The 21,836-nt window shown below is 72.1% G+C and carries 21 protein-coding genes; 14 read left to right on the top strand and 7 right to left on the bottom strand.

Annotated elements, in window-relative coordinates; translation table 11 throughout:
• Nucleotides 1-79: 79 nt before the first annotated feature.
• Nucleotides 80-1,945 carry a phosphoenolpyruvate carboxykinase (GTP) gene (locus FYC51_RS02220; protein ID WP_148732056.1) on the bottom strand — a complete coding sequence of 622 codons (1,866 nt, stop codon included), beginning with the start codon at nucleotides 1,943-1,945 and terminating at the stop codon, nucleotides 80-82.
• A 128-nt stretch (nucleotides 1,946-2,073) separates the two neighbouring features.
• On the opposite strand from FYC51_RS02220, the gene FYC51_RS02225 reads away from it, so the two are divergent.
• From FYC51_RS02225 to FYC51_RS02235, 3 genes are all read left to right on the top strand, one after another.
• Nucleotides 2,074-3,516: a helix-turn-helix domain-containing protein gene (locus FYC51_RS02225; protein ID WP_148732057.1), complete on the top strand. Its 1,443-nt coding sequence runs from the start codon at nucleotides 2,074-2,076 to the stop codon at nucleotides 3,514-3,516.
• 84 nt (nucleotides 3,517-3,600) lie between these two features.
• Nucleotides 3,601-3,942 (top strand): PadR family transcriptional regulator, encoded by a 342-nt coding sequence (locus tag FYC51_RS02230; RefSeq protein WP_148732058.1) that lies wholly within the window; start codon nucleotides 3,601-3,603, stop codon nucleotides 3,940-3,942.
• The gene (locus tag FYC51_RS02235) at nucleotides 3,939-4,910 is read left to right on the top strand and encodes a permease prefix domain 1-containing protein (protein ID WP_148732059.1); all 972 of its coding nucleotides are present in this window, start codon (nucleotides 3,939-3,941) and stop codon (nucleotides 4,908-4,910) included. The genes FYC51_RS02230 and FYC51_RS02235 overlap by 4 nt, the downstream gene beginning before the upstream one ends.
• Before the next feature lie 33 nt (nucleotides 4,911-4,943).
• Here FYC51_RS02235 and FYC51_RS02240 read toward each other — a convergent pair whose 3' ends face one another.
• From FYC51_RS02240 to FYC51_RS19080, 4 genes are all read right to left on the bottom strand, one after another.
• Nucleotides 4,944-5,732: an SDR family NAD(P)-dependent oxidoreductase gene (locus FYC51_RS02240; RefSeq protein WP_148732060.1), complete on the bottom strand. Its 789-nt coding sequence runs from the start codon at nucleotides 5,730-5,732 to the stop codon at nucleotides 4,944-4,946.
• A gap of 74 nt (nucleotides 5,733-5,806) precedes the next feature.
• Nucleotides 5,807-6,982 carry a thiolase family protein gene (locus FYC51_RS02245; protein ID WP_148732061.1) on the bottom strand — a complete coding sequence of 392 codons (1,176 nt, stop codon included), beginning with the start codon at nucleotides 6,980-6,982 and terminating at the stop codon, nucleotides 5,807-5,809.
• A 38-nt stretch (nucleotides 6,983-7,020) separates the two neighbouring features.
• Entirely contained in the window at nucleotides 7,021-8,514 is a 1,494-nt protein-coding gene (locus tag FYC51_RS02250; RefSeq protein WP_148732062.1) for a glyceraldehyde-3-phosphate dehydrogenase, read from the bottom strand.
• 196 nt (nucleotides 8,515-8,710) lie between these two features.
• Nucleotides 8,711-9,022 (bottom strand): hypothetical protein, encoded by a 312-nt coding sequence (locus FYC51_RS19080; RefSeq protein ID WP_187432451.1) that lies wholly within the window; start codon nucleotides 9,020-9,022, stop codon nucleotides 8,711-8,713.
• A gap of 166 nt (nucleotides 9,023-9,188) precedes the next feature.
• Here FYC51_RS19080 and FYC51_RS19085 point away from each other — a divergent pair, with 166 nt between their 5' ends.
• From FYC51_RS19085 to FYC51_RS02305, 11 genes are all read left to right on the top strand, one after another.
• The gene (locus tag FYC51_RS19085) at nucleotides 9,189-9,350 is read left to right on the top strand and encodes a hypothetical protein (RefSeq protein WP_187432452.1); all 162 of its coding nucleotides are present in this window, start codon (nucleotides 9,189-9,191) and stop codon (nucleotides 9,348-9,350) included.
• A 153-nt stretch (nucleotides 9,351-9,503) separates the two neighbouring features.
• The gene (locus tag FYC51_RS02260; RefSeq protein WP_148732064.1) at nucleotides 9,504-11,159 is read left to right on the top strand and encodes a thiamine pyrophosphate-binding protein; all 1,656 of its coding nucleotides are present in this window, start codon (nucleotides 9,504-9,506) and stop codon (nucleotides 11,157-11,159) included.
• Between the two features lie 158 nt (nucleotides 11,160-11,317).
• A complete protein-coding gene (gene hpaH / locus FYC51_RS02265) occupies nucleotides 11,318-12,103 on the top strand; it encodes a 2-oxo-hept-4-ene-1,7-dioate hydratase (RefSeq protein WP_148732065.1) in 786 nt (261 codons plus the stop codon).
• The gene (locus FYC51_RS02270) at nucleotides 12,088-12,897 is read left to right on the top strand and encodes an HpcH/HpaI aldolase family protein (RefSeq protein WP_148732066.1); all 810 of its coding nucleotides are present in this window, start codon (nucleotides 12,088-12,090) and stop codon (nucleotides 12,895-12,897) included. The genes hpaH and FYC51_RS02270 overlap by 16 nt, the downstream gene beginning before the upstream one ends.
• A gap of 75 nt (nucleotides 12,898-12,972) precedes the next feature.
• Nucleotides 12,973-14,472, top strand: coding sequence for a fumarylacetoacetate hydrolase family protein (locus FYC51_RS02275; RefSeq protein WP_148732067.1), 1,500 nt, complete (start codon nucleotides 12,973-12,975; stop codon nucleotides 14,470-14,472).
• Complete coding sequence (locus FYC51_RS02280) at nucleotides 14,469-15,152, top strand: GntR family transcriptional regulator (RefSeq protein ID WP_148732068.1); 684 nt, start codon at nucleotides 14,469-14,471, stop codon at nucleotides 15,150-15,152. Before FYC51_RS02275 ends, FYC51_RS02280 begins: the two co-directional genes overlap by 4 nt.
• A gap of 11 nt (nucleotides 15,153-15,163) precedes the next feature.
• Nucleotides 15,164-16,675, top strand: coding sequence for a 5-carboxymethyl-2-hydroxymuconate semialdehyde dehydrogenase (hpaE, locus tag FYC51_RS02285; RefSeq protein ID WP_148732069.1), 1,512 nt, complete (start codon nucleotides 15,164-15,166; stop codon nucleotides 16,673-16,675).
• A gap of 31 nt (nucleotides 16,676-16,706) precedes the next feature.
• On the top strand, nucleotides 16,707-17,849 hold the full coding sequence (gene hpaD / locus FYC51_RS02290) for a 3,4-dihydroxyphenylacetate 2,3-dioxygenase (RefSeq protein ID WP_148732070.1): 1,143 nt from the start codon (nucleotides 16,707-16,709) through the stop codon (nucleotides 17,847-17,849).
• A gap of 93 nt (nucleotides 17,850-17,942) precedes the next feature.
• Nucleotides 17,943-18,359, top strand: coding sequence for a sugar 3,4-ketoisomerase (locus tag FYC51_RS02295; RefSeq protein WP_187432453.1), 417 nt, complete (start codon nucleotides 17,943-17,945; stop codon nucleotides 18,357-18,359).
• Nucleotides 18,356-19,558 carry an NAD(P)/FAD-dependent oxidoreductase gene (locus FYC51_RS02300; RefSeq protein ID WP_148732072.1) on the top strand — a complete coding sequence of 401 codons (1,203 nt, stop codon included), beginning with the start codon at nucleotides 18,356-18,358 and terminating at the stop codon, nucleotides 19,556-19,558. Before FYC51_RS02295 ends, FYC51_RS02300 begins: the two co-directional genes overlap by 4 nt.
• Nucleotides 19,558-20,430: a glycosyltransferase gene (locus tag FYC51_RS02305; RefSeq protein ID WP_148732073.1), complete on the top strand. Its 873-nt coding sequence runs from the start codon at nucleotides 19,558-19,560 to the stop codon at nucleotides 20,428-20,430. The genes FYC51_RS02300 and FYC51_RS02305 overlap by 1 nt, the downstream gene beginning before the upstream one ends.
• 13 nt (nucleotides 20,431-20,443) lie before the next feature.
• Here FYC51_RS02305 and FYC51_RS02310 read toward each other — a convergent pair whose 3' ends face one another.
• Nucleotides 20,444-21,226 (bottom strand): alpha/beta fold hydrolase, encoded by a 783-nt coding sequence (locus FYC51_RS02310; RefSeq protein ID WP_238476172.1) that lies wholly within the window; start codon nucleotides 21,224-21,226, stop codon nucleotides 20,444-20,446.
• Nucleotides 21,223-21,825 carry an isochorismatase family protein gene (locus FYC51_RS02315; RefSeq protein ID WP_148732074.1) on the bottom strand — a complete coding sequence of 201 codons (603 nt, stop codon included), beginning with the start codon at nucleotides 21,823-21,825 and terminating at the stop codon, nucleotides 21,223-21,225. Before FYC51_RS02315 ends, FYC51_RS02310 begins: the two co-directional genes overlap by 4 nt.
• Nucleotides 21,826-21,836 lie beyond the last annotated feature (11 nt).

Consider the following 21,836-nt stretch of genomic DNA (forward strand, 5'->3'; position numbering starts at 1 on the left):
CGCGCGCCGCGAACGGCGCCGGGCATGCACGAGGGCCGGGCGCGCCTTCCCGTGCGCGCTCCGGCCCTCGAGTCGAGTGCTACGCCGCCTCGTGCGACAGGTGGTAGCGCAGGCTGGCGAGCTCCGCCTTCAGCGCCGCGGGCACGCGGTCGCCGAACTGGGCGAAGTACTCCTCGGTGAGGTCGCACTCGGCGAGCCACGAGTCGCGGTCGACGTCGAAGAGGTGCTCGAGCGCGGCATCCGTGATCTCGAGGCCGTCGAGGTCGAGCGAGCCGGGCGCCGGGAGCAGGCCGATCGGCGTCTCGACGGCGTCGGCGTCCTCCTCGATGCGGCCGACGATCCACTCGAGCACGCGCGAGTTCTCGCCGAATCCGGGCCAGAGGAACTTCCCGTCGTGGCCCTTGCGGAACCAGTTCACCTGGAAGATCTTCGGCGCGTTCGTGCCGAGGATGCGACCCATCTTGACCCAGTGACCCCAGTAGTCCGCCATGTTGTAGCCGCAGAACGGGAGCATCGCGAACGGGTCGCGGCGCAGCTCGCCGACGGTGCCCTCGGCGGCCGCGGTCTGCTCCGACGAGATGGTCGCGCCCATGAAGACGCCGTGCTTCCAGCTGCGGGCCTCGGCGACGAGCGGCACGTTGGTGGCGCGGCGTCCGCCGAACAGGATCGCGTCGATCGGCACGCCGTCGTGCGCGTCCCAGTCGTCGGAGATCTGCGGGCACTGCGCGGCCGCGACGGTGAAGCGGGAGTTCGGGTGCGCGGCGGGGCGCCCGGACTCGGGCGTCCACGGGTTGCCCTCCCAGTCGGTGAGGTGCGAAGGCGGGGTGTCGGTGAGGCCCTCCCACCACACATCGCCGTCGGGGCGGAGCGCCACGTTCGTGAAGATCGTGTTGCCCCACAGGGTCTGCACCGCGGTCGGGTTCGTGGACTCGCCCGTGCCGGGCGCGACGCCGAAGAAGCCCGCCTCGGGGTTGATCGCGTAGAGGCGGCCGTCGTCGCCGGGGCGCATCCAGGCGATGTCGTCGCCGATGGTCTCGACCGACCAGCCGGGGATCGTGGGCTGCAGCATGGCGAGGTTCGTCTTGCCGCAGGCCGACGGGAACGCGGCGGCCACGTGGTAGACCTTGCCCTGCGGCGACGTGATCTTGATGAGCAGCATGTGCTCGGCGAGCCAGCCCTCGTCGCGGGCCATGACGCTCGCGATGCGCAGCGCGAAGCACTTCTTCGCGAGCAGGGCGTTGCCGCCGTAGCCCGAGCCGTACGACCAGATCTCGCGCGAGTCGGGGAACTGCACGATGTACTTCGTGTCGCTGCACGGCCAGTCGACCTCGGCGCGCCGGTGGCCGACGCCGTCGACGAGCGGGTACCCCACCGAGTGCACGGTGCGCACCCAGGGCTCGCCGGCCTCGATGAGGCGGTACACCTGCTCGCCCATGCGGGTCATGATGCCCATCGAGAGCACGACGTAGGGCGAGTCGGTGATCTCGACGCCGAGCTGCGAGATGGGGCCGCCGAGCGGGCCCATCGAGAACGGCACGACGTACAGCGTGCGGCCCTTCATCGAGCCGTCGAAGACCTCGGTGAGCTCCGCGCGCATCTCGCGCGGGTCGCGCCAGTTGTTCGTGGGACCCGCGTCCTCCTCGTAGGTCGAGCAGATGAACGTGCGGTCCTCCACCCGGGCGACGTCCGACGGGTCGGTGCGCGCGAGGTAGCTGTTGGGGCGCCACTCCGGGTTCAGCTTCGTGAGCTTGCCCTCGGCCACGAGCTGCTTCGTCAGGAGGTCGGCCTCGTGCTTCGAGCCGTCGCACCACACGATCTCGTCGGGCTTGGTGAGGGCGGCGATCTCCGCGACCCAGGCGTTCAGCGCGGCATCCGTCGTGCCCCGTCGCGCGCGGTCGTCGTCGGCGGTGGTCTCGGTGCCGATGGAGAACTCGGAGATCGTCATCTTCGTTCCTTTCCAGGGTCCCGACCGGCCGGCCGGATCAGTTCGTACTTCAAGGATGCGCCGGATTCTGCCGTCTGTTCGGCCATTGCGCGTGTTAAGAATCATCGATCTTTCGCTATTCTTAAGGCATGAGAGCCGGCTCCCCTGACCTCGCCACCCTCGGCCAGCGCATCCGCCACTTCCGCGGCGTGCGCGGCCTGACCCTCGACCAGCTGGGCGAGGCGGTCGGCCTCGCGGGCAGCCAGCTCTCACTCATCGAGAACGGCAAGCGCGAGCCGAAGCTCTCGACGCTCGACGCCCTGGCGGGCGCCCTCGACGTCGAGCTCGCCGACCTCCTGGCCCGTGAGGCGCCGAGCCGGCGCGCCGCCCTCGAGCTCGAGCTCGGGCGCGCGCAGTCGAGTCCGCTGTACGCGACCCTCGGCCTGCCGGCGATCCGCCCGGGCCGCGGCATCAGCGACGAGACGCTCGAGTCGATCGTCGGGCTGCACCGCGAGCTGCAGCGACGCGCGAGCGAGGCGATCGCGACGCCCGAGGAGGCGCGGCGCGCGAACACCGACCTCCGCGAGCGCATGCGCGCGCAGGACAACCACCTGCCCGACATCGAGCAGCTCGCTGAAGACCAGGTGCGCGCCTCGGGCCACCGCACGGGCGCGCTCACGCACCGCGAGGTCAGCGTGATGGCCGAGCGCCTCGGGTTCCAGCTCATCTACGTGAGCGACCTCCCCGACTCGACGCGGTCGATCACCGACCTCGCGAACGGCCGCATCTACCTGCCGCCCGCGTCGATCCCCGGCGGGCACGGGCTGCGCTCGATGGCGCTGCAGGCGATGGCGCACCGCCTCCTCGGGCACACGCCGCCGGCGAGCTACGACGAGTTCCTCTGGCAGCGGCTCGAGATCAACTACTTCGCGGCCGCCTGCCTGATGCCGCAGGAGGCATCCGTCGCGTTCCTGCAGCAGGCGAAGAAGGAGAAGCGGCTCGCGATCGAGGACTTCCGCGACGCGTTCGGCGTGACGCACGAGGCCGCGGCGCTGCGGTTCACGAACCTCGCCACGAGCCACCTCGACATGACGCTGCACTTCCTGCGCGTGAACGGCGACGGCGCCCTGCTGAAGGGCTACGAGAACGACGGGCTTCCGCTGCCCACCGACGTCACGGGCTCGATCGAGGGCCAATGGGTGTGCAAGAAGTGGAGCGCCCGCACCGCCTTCGAGCAGACCAACCGCACCACCGAGAACTACCAGTACACCGACACGCCCGCCGGCACCTACTGGTGCGCCACGCAGACGGGGCGCACGGATGCCACGCAGTTCTCGATCACGGTCGGCGTGCCGTTCGCGCAGGCGAAGTGGTTCCGCGGGCGCGAGACCACCGTGCGGGTGAACTCGACCTGCCCCGACGACGCGTGCTGCCGCCGAGCTCCCGACGGGCTCGCCGAGCGCTGGGCCGGCCACGCGTGGCCGAGCGCGCGCCTGCACGCGCACGTGCTGTCGCCGCTGCCCTCGGGCACGTTCCCGGGCGTCGACGACGCCGAGGTGTACGAGTTCCTCGAGGCCCACGCCGACCAGTGACCGAACGGATGCCGCGGGCGCGCGGCATCCGTCACTTCATCGTGTCTCTTGCAATAGTGTGCGACACACAGTATCGTGTGAGACATGAGCACCGATGACACGACCGCCGGCCACCTGCAGGAACTGCGCCGCGGCACGGTGGTGCTCGCGTGCCTGATCCGGCTGCGCACGCCCGACTACGGGTACGCGCTGCTCGAGTCGCTCGACGACCTCGGCATCATGGTCGACGCGAACACCCTCTACCCGCTCCTGCGCCGACTCGAGAAGCAGGGGCTCCTCACGAGCGAGTGGAACACCGACGAGGCCCGGCCTCGCAAGTTCTACCGCACGAGCGACGCCGGCGAGCGACTCGCCGGCGCGCTCATGAACGACTGGCACCGCATCGACGATGCGCTCGCACGTCTCGACCTGGGAGATGAACGATGACCACCCTGACCGACCGCTACGTGTGGGCTGCGGCCCGCAGCCTGCCCGAGGCCCAGCGCGCCGAGTTCGCGCGTGAGCTCCGCGAGCGCATCGGCGACGTGACCGATGCGAACGTCGAGCGGGGCGCGGCGCCCGCCGACGCCGAGCATGCCGCCCTCGTCGAGCTCGGCGACCCGCTCGCCCTCGCCGCGAGCTACGTCGACCGCCCGCTGCAGCTCATCGGCCCCAAGTACTACCTCATGTGGTGGCGGCTGCTGAAGCTGCTGCTGGCCATCGTCGTGCCGATCGCGGCCGCGGGCGTGCTGCTCGGCCAGGTGGTGGCGGGTGCCGAGGTCGGCGACATGGTCGCCGCGACGGTTTCGACGGCGATCCAGGTCTTCGTGAACCTCTGCTTCTGGGTGACGCTCGTGTTCGCGGTGCTCGAGCGCAGCCCTGGCGCCTCGATGCCCGCATCCACGTGGACGCCCGACCAGCTGCCACAGCCTCGCGACGACGCCCGCGCCGGGCGGCTCGGCGACCTCATCGCCTCGCTCGTGTTCCTCGCCCTGTTCGCGGTGCTGATCGTGTGGCAGCAGTTCGGCGTCGTCTGGATCGGCGGCGAGCGCCAGCCGATCCCGGTGCTCGACCCCGCCCTGTGGTCGTTCTGGATCCCCTGGTTCCTCGTCCTGCTGGTGCTCGAGGCGGTCTTCGCGATCGTCATCTACCTGCGCGGCTGGACCTGGACGATGGCCGGACTCAACGTGCTCCTGAACGCCGCCTTCGCGATCCCCGCCGTCTGGCTGTTCGTGAGCGGGCAGCTGTTCGCCCCCGAGTTCGTGGAGGCGATCGGCTGGCCGTGGGGCGAGGGGAGCGACGTCACGGCGGCCGTCCTGCTCATCGTCGTCATCGGCGTGTCGGTGTGGGACGTCGTCGACGGGTTCATCAAGGCCGCGCGCAACCGCGGCGGGTCGGCGCTCGGCGGGTACTGACGCGCCGCGACGGCGCGAACGATCCGGATGCGGCTACTTCGGCTGCATCCGGATCGCGCCGTCGAGGCGGATGACCTCCCCGTTCAGCATCGGGTTCGCGATGATCGACCGCACGAGCGCCGCGTACTCGGTCGGATGCCCCAGGCGCGACGGATGCGGCACCTGCGCCTCGAGCGAGGCGCGCACCTCGTCGGTCATGCCGGCCATCATGGGCGTCTCGAAGATGCCCGGCGCGATGGTCACGACGCGGATGAGGAGCTTCGACAGGTCCCGCGCGATCGGCAGGGTCATGCCGGCGACCGCGGCCTTGGACGCCGAGTAGGCGGCCTGCCCGACCTGGCCGTCGAACGCAGCGACCGACGCCGTGCTCACGATGACGCCCCGCTCGGCCGTCGCCGGACCCCCGGGCACGGACGCCTCCACGGGCTCGGTCGCGGCCATCGCCGCCGCCGCGAGCCGGGTCACGTTGAACGTGCCGATGAGGTTCACGCGGATCGTGCGCTCGAACGCGTCGAGCGGCGCGGGCCCGTCGCGCCCGACGGTGCGGTTCGCGGTCACGATCCCGGCGCAGTTCACGGCCACGCGCAGTGGCGCGAGGGCGGATGCCGCGTCGACCGCCGCCTGCACCTCGGTCGCGTTCGCGACGTCGGCCGCGACGAACCGAGCGCGCTCGCCCAGCTCGGCCGCGGCCTCCTCGCCGCGCGGGCCGGGCAGGTCGACGAGCACGACGGATGCCCCGCCGTCGACGAGTGCTCGCGCGGTGGCGCGCCCGAGGCCCGATGCCCCGCCGGTGACGATCGCGGATGCCCCGCTGAGTTCCATGTGCGTCCTTTCGTAGTCCGCTCCCCGAGCGAGCGCCGGTGCGTGCCGCTTCGACGGGCTCGGCGAGCGGTGGGTCAGATGCGCTCGATGATCGTGGCGTTCGCCATGCCGCCGCCCTCGCACATGGTCTGCAGCCCGTAGCGTCCGCCGGTGGCCTCGAGCTGGTTCACGAGCGTCGTGAGCAGGCGCGTGCCGCTCGAGCCGAGCGCGTGGCCGAGGGCGATGGCGCCGCCGCGGGGGTTGAGCTTCGCGGCATCCGCCCCCGTGTCGGCGAGCCACGCGAGCGGCACCGACGCGAACGCCTCGTTCACCTCGTAGGCGTCGATGTCGTCGTGCGTGAGCCCGGCCCGCTCGAGCACCTTGGCCGTCGCCGGGATGACGCCCGTGAGCATGTAGAGCGGGTCGCTGCCGACCACCGTGAACGAGCGGAACCGCGCGCGCGGCTCGAGCCCCAGCTGCTCGGCGGCCTCGGCACTCATGATGAGCGCGGCCGAGGCGCCGTCGGTGAGCGGCGACGAGTTGCCGGGCGTGATGCGCCAGTCGAGCTCGGGGAACCGCTCGGCGAGCGCGTCGGTGCGGAACGCCGGGTTCAGCCCGGCGAGCGATTCGACCGACGTCGACGGGCGCACGGTCTCGTCGACGAGCGCGTCGACGCCCGGCACGGGCACCACCTCGGTGGCGAAGGCTCCTGATGCCCCGGCCTCGGCCGCGAGGCGGTGCGACCGCGCGGCGAACGCGTCGAGCTCCTCACGCGTGAAGCCCCACTTCGCGGCGATGAGCTCGGCCGACACGCCCTGGTTCACGAGTCCATCGGGGTACCGCGCGCGCAGGCGCGGGCCGTAGGGGTCGGCGCCGGCCGCGCTCGATCCGAGCGGGACGCGGCTCATCGACTCGACGCCGCACGCGATGACGATGTCGGCCTGGCCGGCGAGGACCGCCTGCGCGGCGAACGCCGCGGCCTGCTGGCTCGATCCGCACTGCCGGTCGAGGGTCGTGCCGGGCACGGTCTCGGGGAACCCCGCCGCGAGCACGGCGTTGCGCGTGATGTTGTAGCTCTGCTCGGCGACCTGGCTGACGCATCCGCCGATCACGTCGTCGACGATGCCGGGGTCGAGGTCGTTCCGCGAGACGAGCGCGTCGAGCACGCCGGCGAGCAGGTCGACGGGGTGCACGCCCGAGAGGATGCCGCCGGGCTTGCCGCGACCGACCGGGGTGCGGATGACGTCGACGATGACGGCTTCGGTGCTCATGCCTTCAGCCTACGTGCGGCCGACGGTCGAGCGGCCGGTCACTCGACCACCGAGGCCGACACCAGCTCGCGCTCGACCAGCACGGGCTCGCGCTCGGGGAGCACGAGCGGGTGCGTGCCCGCCATGGCCTCGATCACGCGAACGACCTGGCAGCTGTAGCCGTACTCGTTGTCGTACCAGACGTAGAGCACCGCGTCGGTGCCGTCGGCGATCGTGGCGAGCCCGTCGACGATGCCGGCCCGGTTCGACCCGACGAAGTCGGTCGACACCACCTCGGGCGACTCGATGTAGTCGACCTGCTGGCGCAGCGGCGACGTGAGCGAGACCTGGCGCAGGTAGCGGTTGAGCTCGGTCTTGTCGGTCGGGCGCTCGAGCTGCAGGTTGAGGATCGCGAGCGACACGTCGGGCGTGGGCACGCGGATCGCGCTGCCCGTCAACCTGCCCGCGAACTCGGGCAGCGCCTTCGCGACGGCCTTCGCCGCCCCGGTCTCGGTGATGACCATGTTGAGGGCGGCCGAGCGTCCGCGGCGATCGCCCGCGTGGAAGTTGTCGATGAGGTTCTGGTCGTTCGTGAACGAGTGCACCGTCTCGACGTGGCCGCGCACGACGCCGTACGCGTCGTTCACCGCCTTGAGCACTGGGGTGATCGCGTTGGTGGTGCAGGACGCCGCGGAGAGGATGCGGTCGGACGTCGCGATGTCGCCGTGGTTGATGCCGTGCACGATGTTCTTGATCGCGCCCTTGCCTGGTGCCGTCAGCAGCACGCGCGCGACGCCCCGCGACTGCAGGTGCTGCGCGAGGCCCTCGGCGTCGCGCCAGCGGCCCGTGTTGTCGACGACGATGGCGTCGCGGATGCCGTAGGCGGTGTAGTCGATCGTCGCCGGGTCGTTCGAGTAGATGACCTGGATGAGCGTGCCGTTCGCGAGGATCGTGTTGCGCTGCTCGTCGACCTCGATCGTGCCCGCGAACGGGCCGTGCACCGAGTCGCGGCGCAGCAGGCTGGCGCGCTTCACGAGGTCGTTCGCCGAGCCCTTGCGCACGACGATCGCGCGCAGGCGCAGGCCCCGGCCGCCGCCCGTGTGCGCGATGAGGATGCGGGCGAGGAGGCGCCCGATCCGGCCGAAGCCGTACAGCACGACGTCGGTGCCGGCCGGTTCGTCGTCGCCGGCGGAGACGAGCACAGGGGCGAGCTCGACGCGCAGGAAGTCGACGAGCGGCATCCGCTCGCCCGACTCGCGATAGCGCGCGACGAGTCGCGCGACGTCGATCGACGCCGGGCCGGGGCGCAGCTCGCGCAGGGCCTCGAGCACGCGCATGGTGTCGGCGAGCGGCAGCTCCTCGTCACCGGCCTGGCGTGCGAAGCGATGGGCCTTCAGCAGCTCGATCGCCGAGCGGTTGATGAGGCGCCGGCCGTGGATCGAGGTCACCACCCCGTGGTCCCGGTAGAGGCCACCGACGAGCGGGATCATCCGCTCGGCGAGCTCCTCCCTGGCGATCCATTCGGTGCGTCGGGCGTCGAACTCGTGGCTCACGTCGTTCCTCTCCGGCTCGCGCGCGTGGCGTCGTCGCCGTGGTCATGCTCGGGCCGTACGCGCGGGTGGGCAGCGCCGACCGTCGGTGTTCCGGGGGGATGCCTCGATCATAGGCGGCCCCGACTGGACGTGCGGTGTACGCGGCGGCGCATGCCGACGGCCCGCATGGCCGCGGGGGCCAGCGGGACGGCCGCGGTCAGCCGACCGGCGTCTCCTCGTCGTCGACGAACCGGACGTCGTACGCGGCGACGCGCTGGGGGACGCCCTCGAAGACGGCGGCGCGGGCGTCGGACGCCAGGTACGCCTCCTCGAGGCGCAGGAACGCCTGCTGGTCGCCCGGCGTGCTCACGGCCCAGACGAACTCGTTCGACGCCCGCAGGCCGTAGGCGAACTCGATCGTGAACCCCGCGGGCGGGCGGACGGCGGGCATCGCGCCGCGCCACCACTCGACGAACGCGTCGTACTCCCCGTCGACGAGCGTGTACCTGCGCAGCTGAGTCGTCTTCACCCGACCCATTCTGCACCGCGCGGCGGACCCGTATCGCATGCGCGACACTCTGGGAAACCCCTCGACAGGACGATCGAACTGTGGTCGAGTGACGCCAAGAGGCGCTCACCGTCGCCCGGCCAGGTGCGATGGCATGTTCGCCTGATCCCGAAGGGAAGGAAGCTCCATGAACATCCTCCTGATCATCGTCGCCATCGTCGCCATCATCCTGCTGTTCACCGGCGGCTTCGTGCAGTCGCTGAACTTCCTGCTGTGGGTGGGCATCGTCCTGCTCGTGATCGCAGTGATCGTGTGGCTGGTGCGGATGCTCAGCAACCGCCGAGCCTGACCTCGACGCGCCACGCCTGGGCGGGCCGTATACTCGTCCCGTCCAGGCGCCTGCGCGCCAGTGCTCGGAAAAAGGGCACGAAGCCGGCCCCGCGAGCGGCCGCGCGAGACACATACGGAACCCCGCATCCGTCATCGTCTCCAAGGACTCGCCATGGCCTCCGTCTCCGCGCACGTCGCCCACGCCGTCTCCGCCCACGTCGACCACGTCTTCGGCCTCATGGGCAACGGCAACGCCGCGTTCCTCGACGCCCTCCACGACGTCCCGGTCGCCTACACCGCCGTCCGGCACGAGCAGGGCGCCGTCGTCGCCGCGGACGCGTACTTCCGCGCGTCGGGCCGGCTCGCCGTCGCGACCGCCACCTACGGCGCCGGCTTCACGAACACGCTGACCGCGCTCGCCGAGGCCGTGCAGGCGAGGGTGCCACTTGTCCTCGTCGTCGGCGACGAGCCGACGTCGGGCCCGCGCCCGTGGGGCGTCGACCAGGTCGCGCTCGCCTCGGCCGTCGGCGCGCGCACGTACACGGTGGGCCGAACGGATGCCGCGGCCACGACGGTCATCGCGATCGAGCACGCCCTCGCCTACCGCGTGCCGACCGTGCTCGCGATCCCCTACGACGTCGGTACGCGTGACGCGGGCGACCTCCCCGAGGTCCCGTCACCCGTCCTGCCGCCGGCCGTCACCCCGGCCGGCCCGTTCGGCACCCAGGCGGTCGCCGGCCTCGCACGCGTGCTCGCCGAGGCGGAGCGCCCCTTCCTCCTCGCCGGCCGCGGCGCCTGGCTGGCCGGCGCCGGCCGGGCGCTCGGAGACCTCGCCGAGGCCACCGGCGCGATCACCGGGTCGACGGCGCTCGGCCGCGGGGTCTTCCCCGATGCGCGCTTCGACCTCGGCGTGACGGGCGGCTTCGGCGCCGAGGGCGCGATGACGCTCGTGCGCGAGGCCGACGTCGCGGTGGTCTTCGGAGCGTCGCTCAACCAGTTCACGATGCGCTTCGGCGACCTGTTCGCGCCCGGCACCCGCGTGGTGCAGGTGGACGTGGCGCCCGCGGCGACGCATCCGCACGTCGGCGGCTACGTGCGGGGCGACGCGGCCGTGGTGGCCCGGGCGCTCGTGCACGAGCTGGCCGCCCTCGACGCGACGCCGTCGGGATGGCGCTATTCGATCGACCTCGCCCCGCTCCGGGCGCGCGATCCCGGCACGGGCGTCGTCGCGGCCGACGGACGGCTCGACCCGCGCACGGTCGCGGCGCGCATCGGCGAGCTGCTGCCCGACGACCGCGTCGTCGTGTCCGACGGCGGGCACTTCATCGGCTGGGCCAACATGCACTGGCCGGTCGCGTCGCCCGACCGCATGCTCATGGTCGGGACCGCGTTCCAGTCGATCGGCCTCGGCTTCCCGAGCGTGGCGGGCGCAGCGGCGGCGAAGCCCGACGCGACGGTCGTGCTCACGACGGGTGACGGCGGCGGCCTGATGGCGCTCGCCGACCTCGAGACCGCCGTGCGCGCGGCGGGCGGACGCGGCGTCGCCGTCGTGTGGAACGACGCGGCCTATGGGGCCGAGGTGCACCTCTACGGCCTGCAGGGCTACGCCGAACCGCCCATGCGCATCCCCGAGGTGGACTTCGCGGCGCTCGGGGCGGCCGTCGGCGCCGAGGGCGTGGTCGTGCGCGAGCTCGCCGACCTCGACCGCCTCGGCGCCTGGGCGGCGGAGCCCGTCGACGAGCGTCGGTTCCTGGTGCTCGACTGCCGCATCTCGGGCTCGGTCATCGCGCCGTACCAGCACGAGATCATCGCCGTGAACACCCGCTGAGCCGCATCCGAGCGGATGCCGCGACACGACGCGCACGGATCGTATACGATCGCAGCAGCGTCGTCAGCGGCATCCGACGACGCCCGCAGCGGCCACGGCCCGGCGGCGGCACCGCCGCATCAGATACCAGCAGCATCCGACGACGAAGTGGAGCGCACGTGCTCGACCCAACGCAGATCGCGGCGATCGCCGACGAGCTCGCCGACGCCGACCGGACCCGCACAACGGTGCCGTTGCTCACCGCCCGGAACACCGGCATGACCGTCGAGGACGCCTACGCCGTGCAGCGCGAGTGGGCCGAGCGCGGCGTCGCCGCCGGCCGCCGCGTCGTCGGTCGCAAGATCGGCCTGACCTCGAAGGTCATGCAGGCCGCCACCGGCATCACGGAGCCCGACTACGGCGTGATCTTCGACGACATGGTGATCGAGTCCGGGGCATCCGTCGAGTTCGACCGCTTCTCGAACGTGCGCATCGAGGTGGAGCTCGCGTTCGTGCTGCACGACCGGCTGGAGGGGCCGGGCACGACGATCTTCGACGTGCTCGACGCGACCGCCTACGTCGTGCCGGCGCTCGAGATCCTGAACTCGCACGTCGAGCTCGAGGGTCGCACGATCGTCGACACGATCTCGGACAACGCCGCGATGGGCGCGATGGTCGTGGGCGGCCGGCCCGTGAAGCCCGACGCGGTCGACCTGCGCTGGGTCTCGGCGCTGCTGTCGCGCAACCAGGTGATCGAGGAGTCGGGCGTCGCCGCGGCCGTGCTCGGGCACCCCGCCATGGGCGTCGCCTGGCTCGCGAACAAGCTCGCCCAGCACGGGCAGGCCCTCGACGCGGGCGAGATCATCCTCGCCGGCTCGTTCACGCGGCCGATGTGGGTGCACCGCGGCGACACGGTGCACGCGGACTACCGCGAGTTGGGAACGGTGACATGCCGGTTCGAATGACCCTCCCCCCGACGCTCGCGCAGCGGATCGCGGCATCCGATCGCCCGCTCGCCGGCATGTGGGTGTGCTCGGGCAGCGCGCTGAACGCCGAGATCGCGGCCGGCAGCGGCCTCGACGTCGTGCTCATCGACGCCGAGCACTCCCCCAACGGACCCGAGTCGATCCTCGCGCAGCTCCAGGCCGTGGCCGCGTACCCGGTGGCGCCGCTCGTGCGCCCGCCGTTCGGCGACGCGGTCGTCATCAAGCAGTACCTCGACCTCGGCGTGCAGAACCTGCTCATCCCGATGGTCGACTCCCCCGAGCAGGCCGCCGACCTCGTGCGCGCCGTGCGCTACCCACCCGAGGGCGTGCGCGGCGTGGGCAGTTCGCTGGCGCGTTCGGCCCGCTGGAACCGCGTGCCGGGCTACCTCGCGTCCGCGGCGTCGACGGTGTCGCTGTTCGTGCAGGTCGAGTCGCGCACGGCGATGGAGCGCGTCTCCGAGATCGCGGCCGTCGACGGCGTCGACGGGATCCTCGTGGGGCCAGCCGACCTGGCCGCGTCGATGGGCTTCCTCGGGCAGCAGGACCACCCCGAGGTCGTCGACGCGGTGCTGCACGCGATCCGCGTCGGCGTCGAGCTCGGCACGCCCGTGGGCGTCAACGCGTTCGCCCCGGATGCCGCGGACCGCTACCTCGACGCGGGCGCCGCGTTCGTGCTGGTGGGCGCCGACGTGCAGCTGCTCGCCCGCGCGTCCGAGGCTCTCGCCGACCGCTTCATCGGCGACGGCGGCGCTGCGGCCCGCTCCGAGTACTGAGCGCCCGCGCCCGACGCGATTCCGGCGCGTCGCCAGATCGTATATGATTTCGGATATCGACAGACGAGGACGTCCATGAGCACCGCCATCCCCGGTATCGCCACGCCCGGCAAGGTCATCGCCGTGCACCTGAACTACCCGTCCCGCGCCGCGCAGCGCGGTCGCACGCCGACCCAGCCGAGCTATTTCCTGAAGCCGTCGTCGTCGCTCGCCGCCTCGGGCTCCACGCTCGAGCGGCCGGCGGGCACCGAGCTCCTCGCCTTCGAGGGCGAGATCGCGCTCGTCATCGGCGAGCCCGCGCGCCGGGTCTCCCCCGACGAGGGCTGGCGGCACGTCGCCGCCGTCACGGCCGCGAACGACTTCGGCCTCTACGACCTGCGCGCCGCCGACAAGGGGTCGAACGTGCGCTCGAAGGGCGGCGACGGGTTCACGCCGCTCGGCCCGCGGCTCATCGACGCGGCATCCGTCGACCCGGCACGCCTGCGCGTGCGCACCTGGGTCGACGGCGAGCTCGTGCAGCACGACACGAGCGATGCGCTGCTCTTCCCGTTCGGCCGGCTGGTGGCCGACCTCTCGCAGCTCATGACGCTCGAGCGCGGCGACGTGATCCTCACCGGCACGCCCGCGGGGTCGTCCGTGGTCGCGCCGGGCGCCGTTGTCGAGGTCGAGGTCGACGCGCCCGATGCCGCGGGCGCACCGAGCTCCGGACGCCTCGTGACGACGATCACCGACGGCACCGCGCCCTTCGGCGACTTCGGGTCGCGACCCGAGGTCGACGACCGCCAGCGCATCGAGGCCTGGGGCGACGCCGAGGCCGCCGGCCTGGCCACGACGTCGACGGATGCCGCAGAGACCGCCTTCGAGCTCACCGACGAGCTGCGCGCGCTGCTCTCCTCAGTAGGCACCGCAACGCTCAGCGTGCAGCTCCGCAAGCGCGGGTACACCGACGTGTTCCTCGAGGGCGTGCACGCCAACCGGCCGGGCGCCCGCGTAGTCGGACGCGCCCGCACGCTTCGGTTCATCCCGTTCCGGCCCGACCTGTTCGCCCGCAGGGGCGGCGGCTACAACGCGCAGAAGGTCGCGTTCGACACCGTGGGCCCGGGCGACGTGCTCGTCATCGACGCCCGCGGTGAGCGGGGCACCGGCACCGTCGGCGACGTGCTCGCGCTCCGCGCCCAGGTGCGCGGCGCAGCCGGCATCGTCACCGACGGCGGCACGCGCGACTTCGACGTCGTCGCGGCCATGGACATCCCGACGTTCTCGCAGGGCCCGCACCCGTCGGTGCTCGGCCGCCGGCACGTGCCGTGGGAGGTCGACGTCGCGATCTCGTGCGGCGGTGCGGCCGTCGAGCCGGGCGACGTGATCGTGGGCGACGGCGACGGCGTCATCGTGATCCCGCCGGCCCTCGCGTGGGAGGTCGCCCGAGAGGCGGCCGTTCAGGAGGCCGAGGACGAGTGGGTCGCGACGCAGGTGGCGGCCGGGGCATCCGTCGACGGACTCTTCCCCATGAACGCCGAGTGGCGGGCGCGGTACGAGGCCACCCTTCGACCGGGTCAGGGACCGGCGGCGAGATGACCGCCGAGAGCAAGTCGCAACTCGCGTACCGATTCATCCGCGAGCGCATCGACGACGGACGCTACGTGCCCGGGTACCGCCTCGTGCTCGGCGGGATCGCGAAGGAACTCGACGTCTCGGTCGTCCCGGTGCGCGAGGCGATCCGCCGCCTCGAGGCCGAGGGACTCGTGACGTTCGAGCGCAACGTCGGCGCGCAGGTCGCGCTGATCAAGGAGACCGAGTACCTGCACACCATGCAGACGCTCTCGCTCGTCGAGGGCGCCGCCACCGCGCTGTCGGCGCCGTACCTCACGCCCGAGCACCTGCGTCGCGCCCGGGCGGCGAACGAGCGGATGCGTCGCACGCTCGACGACTTCGACCCGCACCGGTTCACCGAGCTCAACCTCGAGTTCCACGCGGTGCTCTTCGAGGAGTGCCCGAACCCGCACATCCTCGACCTGGTGCACCGCGGCTGGAACCGGATGCGCATGCTGCGCGACTCCTCGTTCAGCTTCGTGCCCGGCCGCGCGCGCGAGTCCGTCGACGAGCACGATCGCATCGTCGACCTGATCGAGCAGGGCGCCGACCCGCTCGAGATCGAGCTCGCCGCGCGCCGCCATCGCACCGCCACGCTCGACGCGATGCTCGCCTACCAGGCCTCCCACAAGCACCCGACCCCGGCGGCCGCCGCCGCACGATGAGAGAGATCACCATGACGCACCACATCCCCGAGGGACTGCCCGACCGCATCCGCCACTACATCGACGGCGAGTTCGTCGACTCGCTCGGCGGCGAGGTGTTCGACGTGCTCGACCCGGTCACGAACGAGCCCTACGTGCAAGCTGCCGCCGGACAGCGGGCCGACGTCGACCGAGCGGTGGCCGCCGCCCGCCGCGCGTTCACCGACGGACCGTGGCCGCGCATGCTCCCCCGCGCCCGCGCTCGGGTGCTGCACCGCATCGCCGACCTCGTGGAGACGCAGGACGCCCGGCTCGCCGAGCTCGAGACCTTCGACACGGGCCTGCCGATCACGCAGGCGCTCGGCCAGGCGCAGCGCGCCGCCGAGAACTTCCGGTTCTTCGCCGACCTGATCGTCGCCCAGCGCGACGACACCTACAAGGTGCCCGGCCGCCAGGTGAACTACGTGAACCGCAAGCCCATCGGCGTCGCGGGCCTCATCACGCCGTGGAACACGCCGTTCATGCTCGAGTCGTGGAAGCTCGCCCCCGCGCTCGCGACGGGCAACACCGTGGTGCTGAAGCCCGCGGAGTTCACGCCGCTGTCCGCGTCGCTGTGGGCCGACATCCTCCGCGAGGCGGGCGTGCCGGCGGGCGTGTTCAACCTGGTCAACGGGCTCGGCGAGGAGGCGGGCGACGCGCTGGTGAAGCATCCGGATGTGCCGCTCATCTCGTTCACGGGCGAGAGCCGCACCGGGCAGCTCATCTTCGGCAACGCCGCGCCGTTCCTGAAGGGCCTGTCGATGGAGCTCGGCGGCAAGAGCCCGGCGGTCGTGTTCGCCGACGCCGACCTCGAGCAGGCGCTCGACGCGACCGTCTTCGGCGTGTTCTCGCTGAACGGCGAGCGCTGCACGGCGGGCAGCCGCATCCTCGTGGAGCGCCCGATCTACGACGAGTTCGTCGAGCGCTACGCCGAGCGCGCGCGCAACATCGTCGTCGGCGACCCGCACGACCCCGCCACCGAGGTGGGCTCGCTCGTGCACCCCGAGCACTACGACAAGGTCATGTCGTACGTCGAGATCGGCAAGGGCGAGGGCCGCCTCGTCGCCGGCGGCGGCCGCCCCGAGGGCCTCGGCACCGGCAACTACGTCGCCCCCACTGTGTTCGCGGACGTCGCGCCCGACGCGCGGATCTTCCAGGAGGAGATCTTCGGCCCGGTCGTCGCGATCACCCCGTTCGACACCGACGAGGAGGCCCTCGCGCTCGCCAACGGCGTGAGGTACGGCCTCGCCGCCTACATCTGGACCAACGACCTGCAGCGTGCGCACAACTTCTCGCAGGCCGTCGAGGCCGGCATGGTGTGGCTGAACTCGAACAACGTGCGCGACCTCCGCACGCCCTTCGGCGGCGTCAAGGCGTCGGGCCTCGGGCACGAGGGCGGCTACCGCTCGATCGACTTCTACACCGACCAGCAGGCCGTGCACATCACGCTGAACGAGGCGCACTCGCCGCGGTTCGGCACGCACTCGGCGACCACGAGCCACTGACCGACCGAACCCTCGAAGCAAGGACGCTGACATGAGCACCGACCACGTCGTCACCGGAGACGGCCCAGAGCCCGTCGTGACGGACACCGACCCGATCGCCGCCTCGAACCCGATCCCCACGCCCGCCGCGACGCCGCCCGACGTGGTGCGCTGCGCCTACCTCGACCTCGTCGTCACCGACCTCGCCGCGTCCCGCGCGTTCTACGTCGACGTGCTGGGGCTCGTCGTGACCGAGGAGGACGACGAGGCGATCTACCTGCGCAGCTTCGAGGAGTTCATCCACCACAACCTCGTGCTGCGCAAGGGCCCGGTCGCGGCCGCCGCCGCGTTCTCGTACCGCGTGCGCACCCCCGAGGACCTCGACCGCGCCGTCGCGTTCTACTCCGAGCTCGGATGCCGCGTCGAGCGCCGCCCCGAGGGCTTCGCGAAGGGCATCGGCGACTCGGTGCGCGTCGAGGACCCGCTCGGCTTCCCCTACGAGTTCTTCCACGAGGTCGAGCACGTCGAGCGCCTCGCCTGGCGCTACGACCTGCAGACCCCCGGATGCCTCGTGCGCCTCGACCACTTCAACCAGGTCACGCCCGACGTGCCGCGGGCAGTGAAGTACATGGAGGACCTCGGCTTCCGCGTGACGGAGGACATCCAGGACCAGGCCGGCACGACGTACGCGGCCTGGATGCGCCGCAAGCCCACCGTGCACGACACCGCGATGACCGGCGGCGACGGACCCCGCCTGCACCACATCGCGTTCTCGACCCACGAGAAGCACAACATCATCGCGATCTGCGACAAGCTCGGCGCGCTGCGGATGTCGGACGTCATCGAGCGGGGCCCGGGCCGCCACGGCGTCTCGAACGCCTTCTACCTCTACCTTCGGGACCCCGACGGGCACCGCGTCGAGATCTACACGCAGGACTACTGGACGGGCGACCCCGACAACCCCGTCGTCACGTGGGACGTGCACGACAACCAGCGCCGCGACTGGTGGGGCAACCCCGTCGTGCCGTCGTGGTACACGGAGGCCTCGCTCGTGCTCGACCTCGACGGGAACCCGCAGCCCGTGGTCAGCCGCACCGACGACTCCGAGATGGAGGTGACCATCGGCGCCGACGGCTTCTCGTACACGCGCAAGGGCGACGAGGCGAAGGGCTTCAAGCTCGGGCACACGCTCTGACCCCGCATCTGCCAGACTCGTTCCCTGCGGGCCGTGCGGCTCACCGCCGCATCCGCGCGACCGATGACGGCCGAGACACGTGTGGAGGTGCGAGTGTCGACGATCCCGACCGTGCTCGACGGGCAGGTGCGCATCCTGGAGCTCGAGTCGTTCCGCGACGATCGCGGAACGCTCACGCACATCACCCTCGACGAGGTCGGCCTGACCGTGGCGCGATCGTTCGTCGTCCGCGCGCCGCGGGGCGCTGTGCGCGGCGGCCATGCGCATCGGCGCGTGCGGCAGGTGCTGTTCCGTGCGAGCGGCACGATCCGGGTCGATCTCAGCCGCCACGGCGAGCACGCCAGCGTAGTCCTCGACGAGCAGCGGCCCGCTGTGCTGATCGAGGCGGGCGTGTGGGCGCAGCAGACCTACCTCGACGACGGCTCGACGCTCATCGTGTTCGCCGACGGGCCCTTCGATCCCGCCGAGTACACGACCGATGACGACGCCACGACCGAGGACGCCTCATGAGCCGTCGACGGGTCGCGGTGCTCGGCGCCGGGATCATGGGCTGCGCCGTCGCCATCCACCTCGCCCGCCGCGGGTTCGACGTGACGGTCTACGACCGCGAGCCGGCCCCCATGGCGGCCGCGAGCCGCTGGAACGAGGGCAAGATCCACCTCGGCTACATCTACGGAGCCGACCCCACGCTGGCCACCGCGCGGCATCTCCTCACGGGCGGCCTGCAGTTCGAGGACCGCCTGCGAGAGCTCCTCGGCGAGGACCTCGACGGGCACGTCACGGCCGACGACGACATCTACCTCGTGCACCGCCGATCCGTGGTCGGACCCGAGACCTTGCGTGCGAAGTTCGAGGCGGTCAGCGATCTCGTCCGGGAGCATCCCGACGCCGACCGCTACCTCGTCGACGTCTCCGACGCCCGCACCGCCGAGATCGACCCCGACGAGCTCGGCACCCTCGCCGGAGACGACATCGTCGCGGGCTTCCGCGTCCCCGAGCGGTCGGTCGAGACCCGCTGGGTCGCGGACCGCCTGGCCGTCGTCATCGCGTCGGAGCCCGGCGTGACGCTCCGACTCGACACGACGGTGCTCGGCGTGGAGCCCGCGGACGGGGAACGTGACGCCTGGCGCGTGCGCACGGACGGCGACGACGAGCGCGTCAACGTGGTGGTGAACGCACTGTGGGGCGGGCGGCTGGCGATCGACGCCGGCGCCGGGCTCGTCCCCCAGCCGCCGTGGACCCATCGCTTCCGCCAGTGCGTGTTCATCCGGACCCGCACGGCGTGCGTCGCGCCGAGCGCGCTGGTCGCCGTCGGGCCCTTCGGCGACGTCAAGAACTACAACGGCCGGGACTTCTACCTGTCGTGGTACCCGGCCGGCCTCGTCGCCGAGTCCTCCGAACTCGAGCTGGCCGCCCCCGAACTCCCGTCGGGGCCCGAGGCCGAGGCGTTCGTCGGTCGTGTCCGAGCCGCCCTCGAGCCGCTCATGCCCGGGATCGGCCGGGTGTTCGACGAGGCGGAGTCGACCGTCGTGCACGGCGGCTTCGTCTACGCGCGGGGCGCCGGCGCCCTCGACGACCCGCGTTCGGGCCTTCATCGTCGCGACCGCTACGGCGTCGAGCGGACCGGGACGTACTTCTCGGTGGACACCGGCAAGTACTCGACCGCGCCGTGGCTCGCACGCGAGCTCGCCGCCGGGATCGCCGGCTGATGGCGACCGTGACGCCGAACGGCCGGGAGACGTGGCAGCCGCTCGTCACCGCGCTCGTTCCGACCTACAACGGAGCGGCGTTCATCCTGCGCACGCTCGAGAGCCTGTCGGCGCAGACGTGGCCGCACCTCGAGGTCCTCATCGGCGACGACTGCTCGACCGACGACACGCTCGAGGTCGTGCGGCGCTTCGCCGCGGACCGTCCGAACGTGCGGATCGTCGAGCGCGACGGCAACCTGGGCTGGCTGCGCAACTCGAACGACCTCATGGCGCGGGCCGACGGCGAGCTCATGTTCTTCGCGTTCCACGACGACGTCGTGGCCCCGACCTACGTGGAGCGCCTGGTCGAGGCGCTCCGGGGGAACGACCGCGCCGTGCTCGCCTTCAGCGACATGCACGTGCACGAGCTCGACGGCACCGAGCACCTGCACGCGTTCGACGAGCTCGAGGGGCTCTCGAGCGCCGTCGACCGCGGACGTGTCATGGTCCGCCGTCCCGAGAACTGGTGGGTGCCGAACCGCGGCCTCTTCCGCACGTCGGGTTTCGTCGAGGTGGGCGGGATCCATCCCAACCAGCAGGGCGAGTTCTCGGCCGACTGGACCTGGCTGCTCGGGCTCGCACTCGTCGGGGAGTTCGTCCGCGTGCCCGAGGCGCTGTGCACGAAGTACTACATGGCGGGGAGCCTCTCGAAGCGCTGGCCGCACGACGCCGCGCAGGCGCAGGCGCTGCGGCGGTCGGGCATCGCCGAGATCCGCCGGAGCCGCTTGAGCCCGGCGCGCAAGGCGGCGCTCACGGGGTTCCTCTGGCGGCGCGTCTACGGCAGCCGCCTGCCCGACGGGGTCAAGGGCGTGTTCCGCGGCCTCGGCTGGTGAGGGCGGGCCGCGCTCAGGCGAGGAACGCCAGCGCCGCGTCCTTGAACGCGCGGGAGGTGAGCGTCGAGACGTGGTCGCGGCCGGGGATCGACACGTAGTCGGCGTCCCACTCGAGCGCGAGTTCGCGTGCACCCTGGGGCACGGGGTCGTCCTCGCCGGCGACGAACAGCGTCGGGATGTCGCCCGGGATCACGAGCGGCGCGCCCGAGACGCCCTCGATGCAGGCGAGGAGCGACTCGCGGTCGGCGCCGGCCGCGATCGCCGGGCGCAGGACCTGCTCGATGACGGGGTTGCGGGCGGGCTCGTCGCGCTCGAGCACGCCGCGTGCGTCGTCGAGGTCCCAGCTGGCGAAGAGCTCGTTCGGGCCCGCGCCGCCGATCACGACGCGCCGGACGCGCTCGGGCGCGAGCTCGGTGAGCGCCGACACCACGCGGTTGCCCATCGAGTAGCCGACGACGTCGACCACGTCGACGCCCGCCGAATCGAGCACCGCGACGAGGTCGCCGCCGAGGCGCTCGGGCGCGTAGTCGTCGGCGTCGACCGGCTTGTCGCTGTCGCCGTGGCCGCGGAGGTCGACGTCGATCGCGGCGCGTCCGGCGTCGCGGAGCGACCGCACCCAGCCGGTGCCCTCCCACGTGACCGCGGCGTTCGAGGCGAAGCCGTGCACCAGGAGCACCGGCGGGCGCGGGGCATCCGCGGGTGCCGTAAGGTCGCCGTGCACGCGATACGCGATGAGCACCCCGTCGGGGCTCTCGGCGTGCAGCGTGGGGACGTCGGCGGCGCGCACCTGCCTCACGCCGTCGCCTCGTCGAGCACCGAGGACTCCGTGATCTCGGCGCCCGCGTGGCCGAGCTCGGCGAGCGCGGCGTCCGAGCTCGCGGGGGTGACGCCCGCGACGAGGTCGGTGAACACGCGCACGTGGCGGCCGTGCTCGATGGCGTCGAGGCCGCTCGCCCGCACGCAGTAGTCGGTCGCGAGGCCGACGAGGTCGACATCGGTGATGCCGAGCTCGTCGAGGTGGTGCGCGACCGGGCGGCCGTCGTCGTCGATGCCCTCGAAGATCGAGTACGCCGGCACGCCCTGCCCCTTGCGCACGTGGATGTCGACGACCGACGCGTCGAACGCCGGGTGGTACTCGGCGCCGTCGCTGCCGGCGACGCAGTGCTCGGGCCACGTGTCGACGAAGTCGGGCTCGTCGTCGGTGGCGAAGTGCCCGCCGTTGTCGTTGTCGGCGTCGTGCCAGTCGCGCGACGCGACGACGACCTTGTAGACGTCGCGGTGCTTCTCGAGCAGCTCGGTCACGCCTGCGGCGACGGCCGCACCTCCCTGCACGCCCAGCGCGCCGCCCTCGGTGAAGTCGTTCTGCACGTCGATGATGAACAGTGCCCTCGTCACGGGTGCTCCTT

Source organism: Agromyces mariniharenae, from assembly GCF_008122505.1.
Lineage (GTDB): Bacteria > Actinomycetota > Actinomycetes > Actinomycetales > Microbacteriaceae > Agromyces > Agromyces mariniharenae.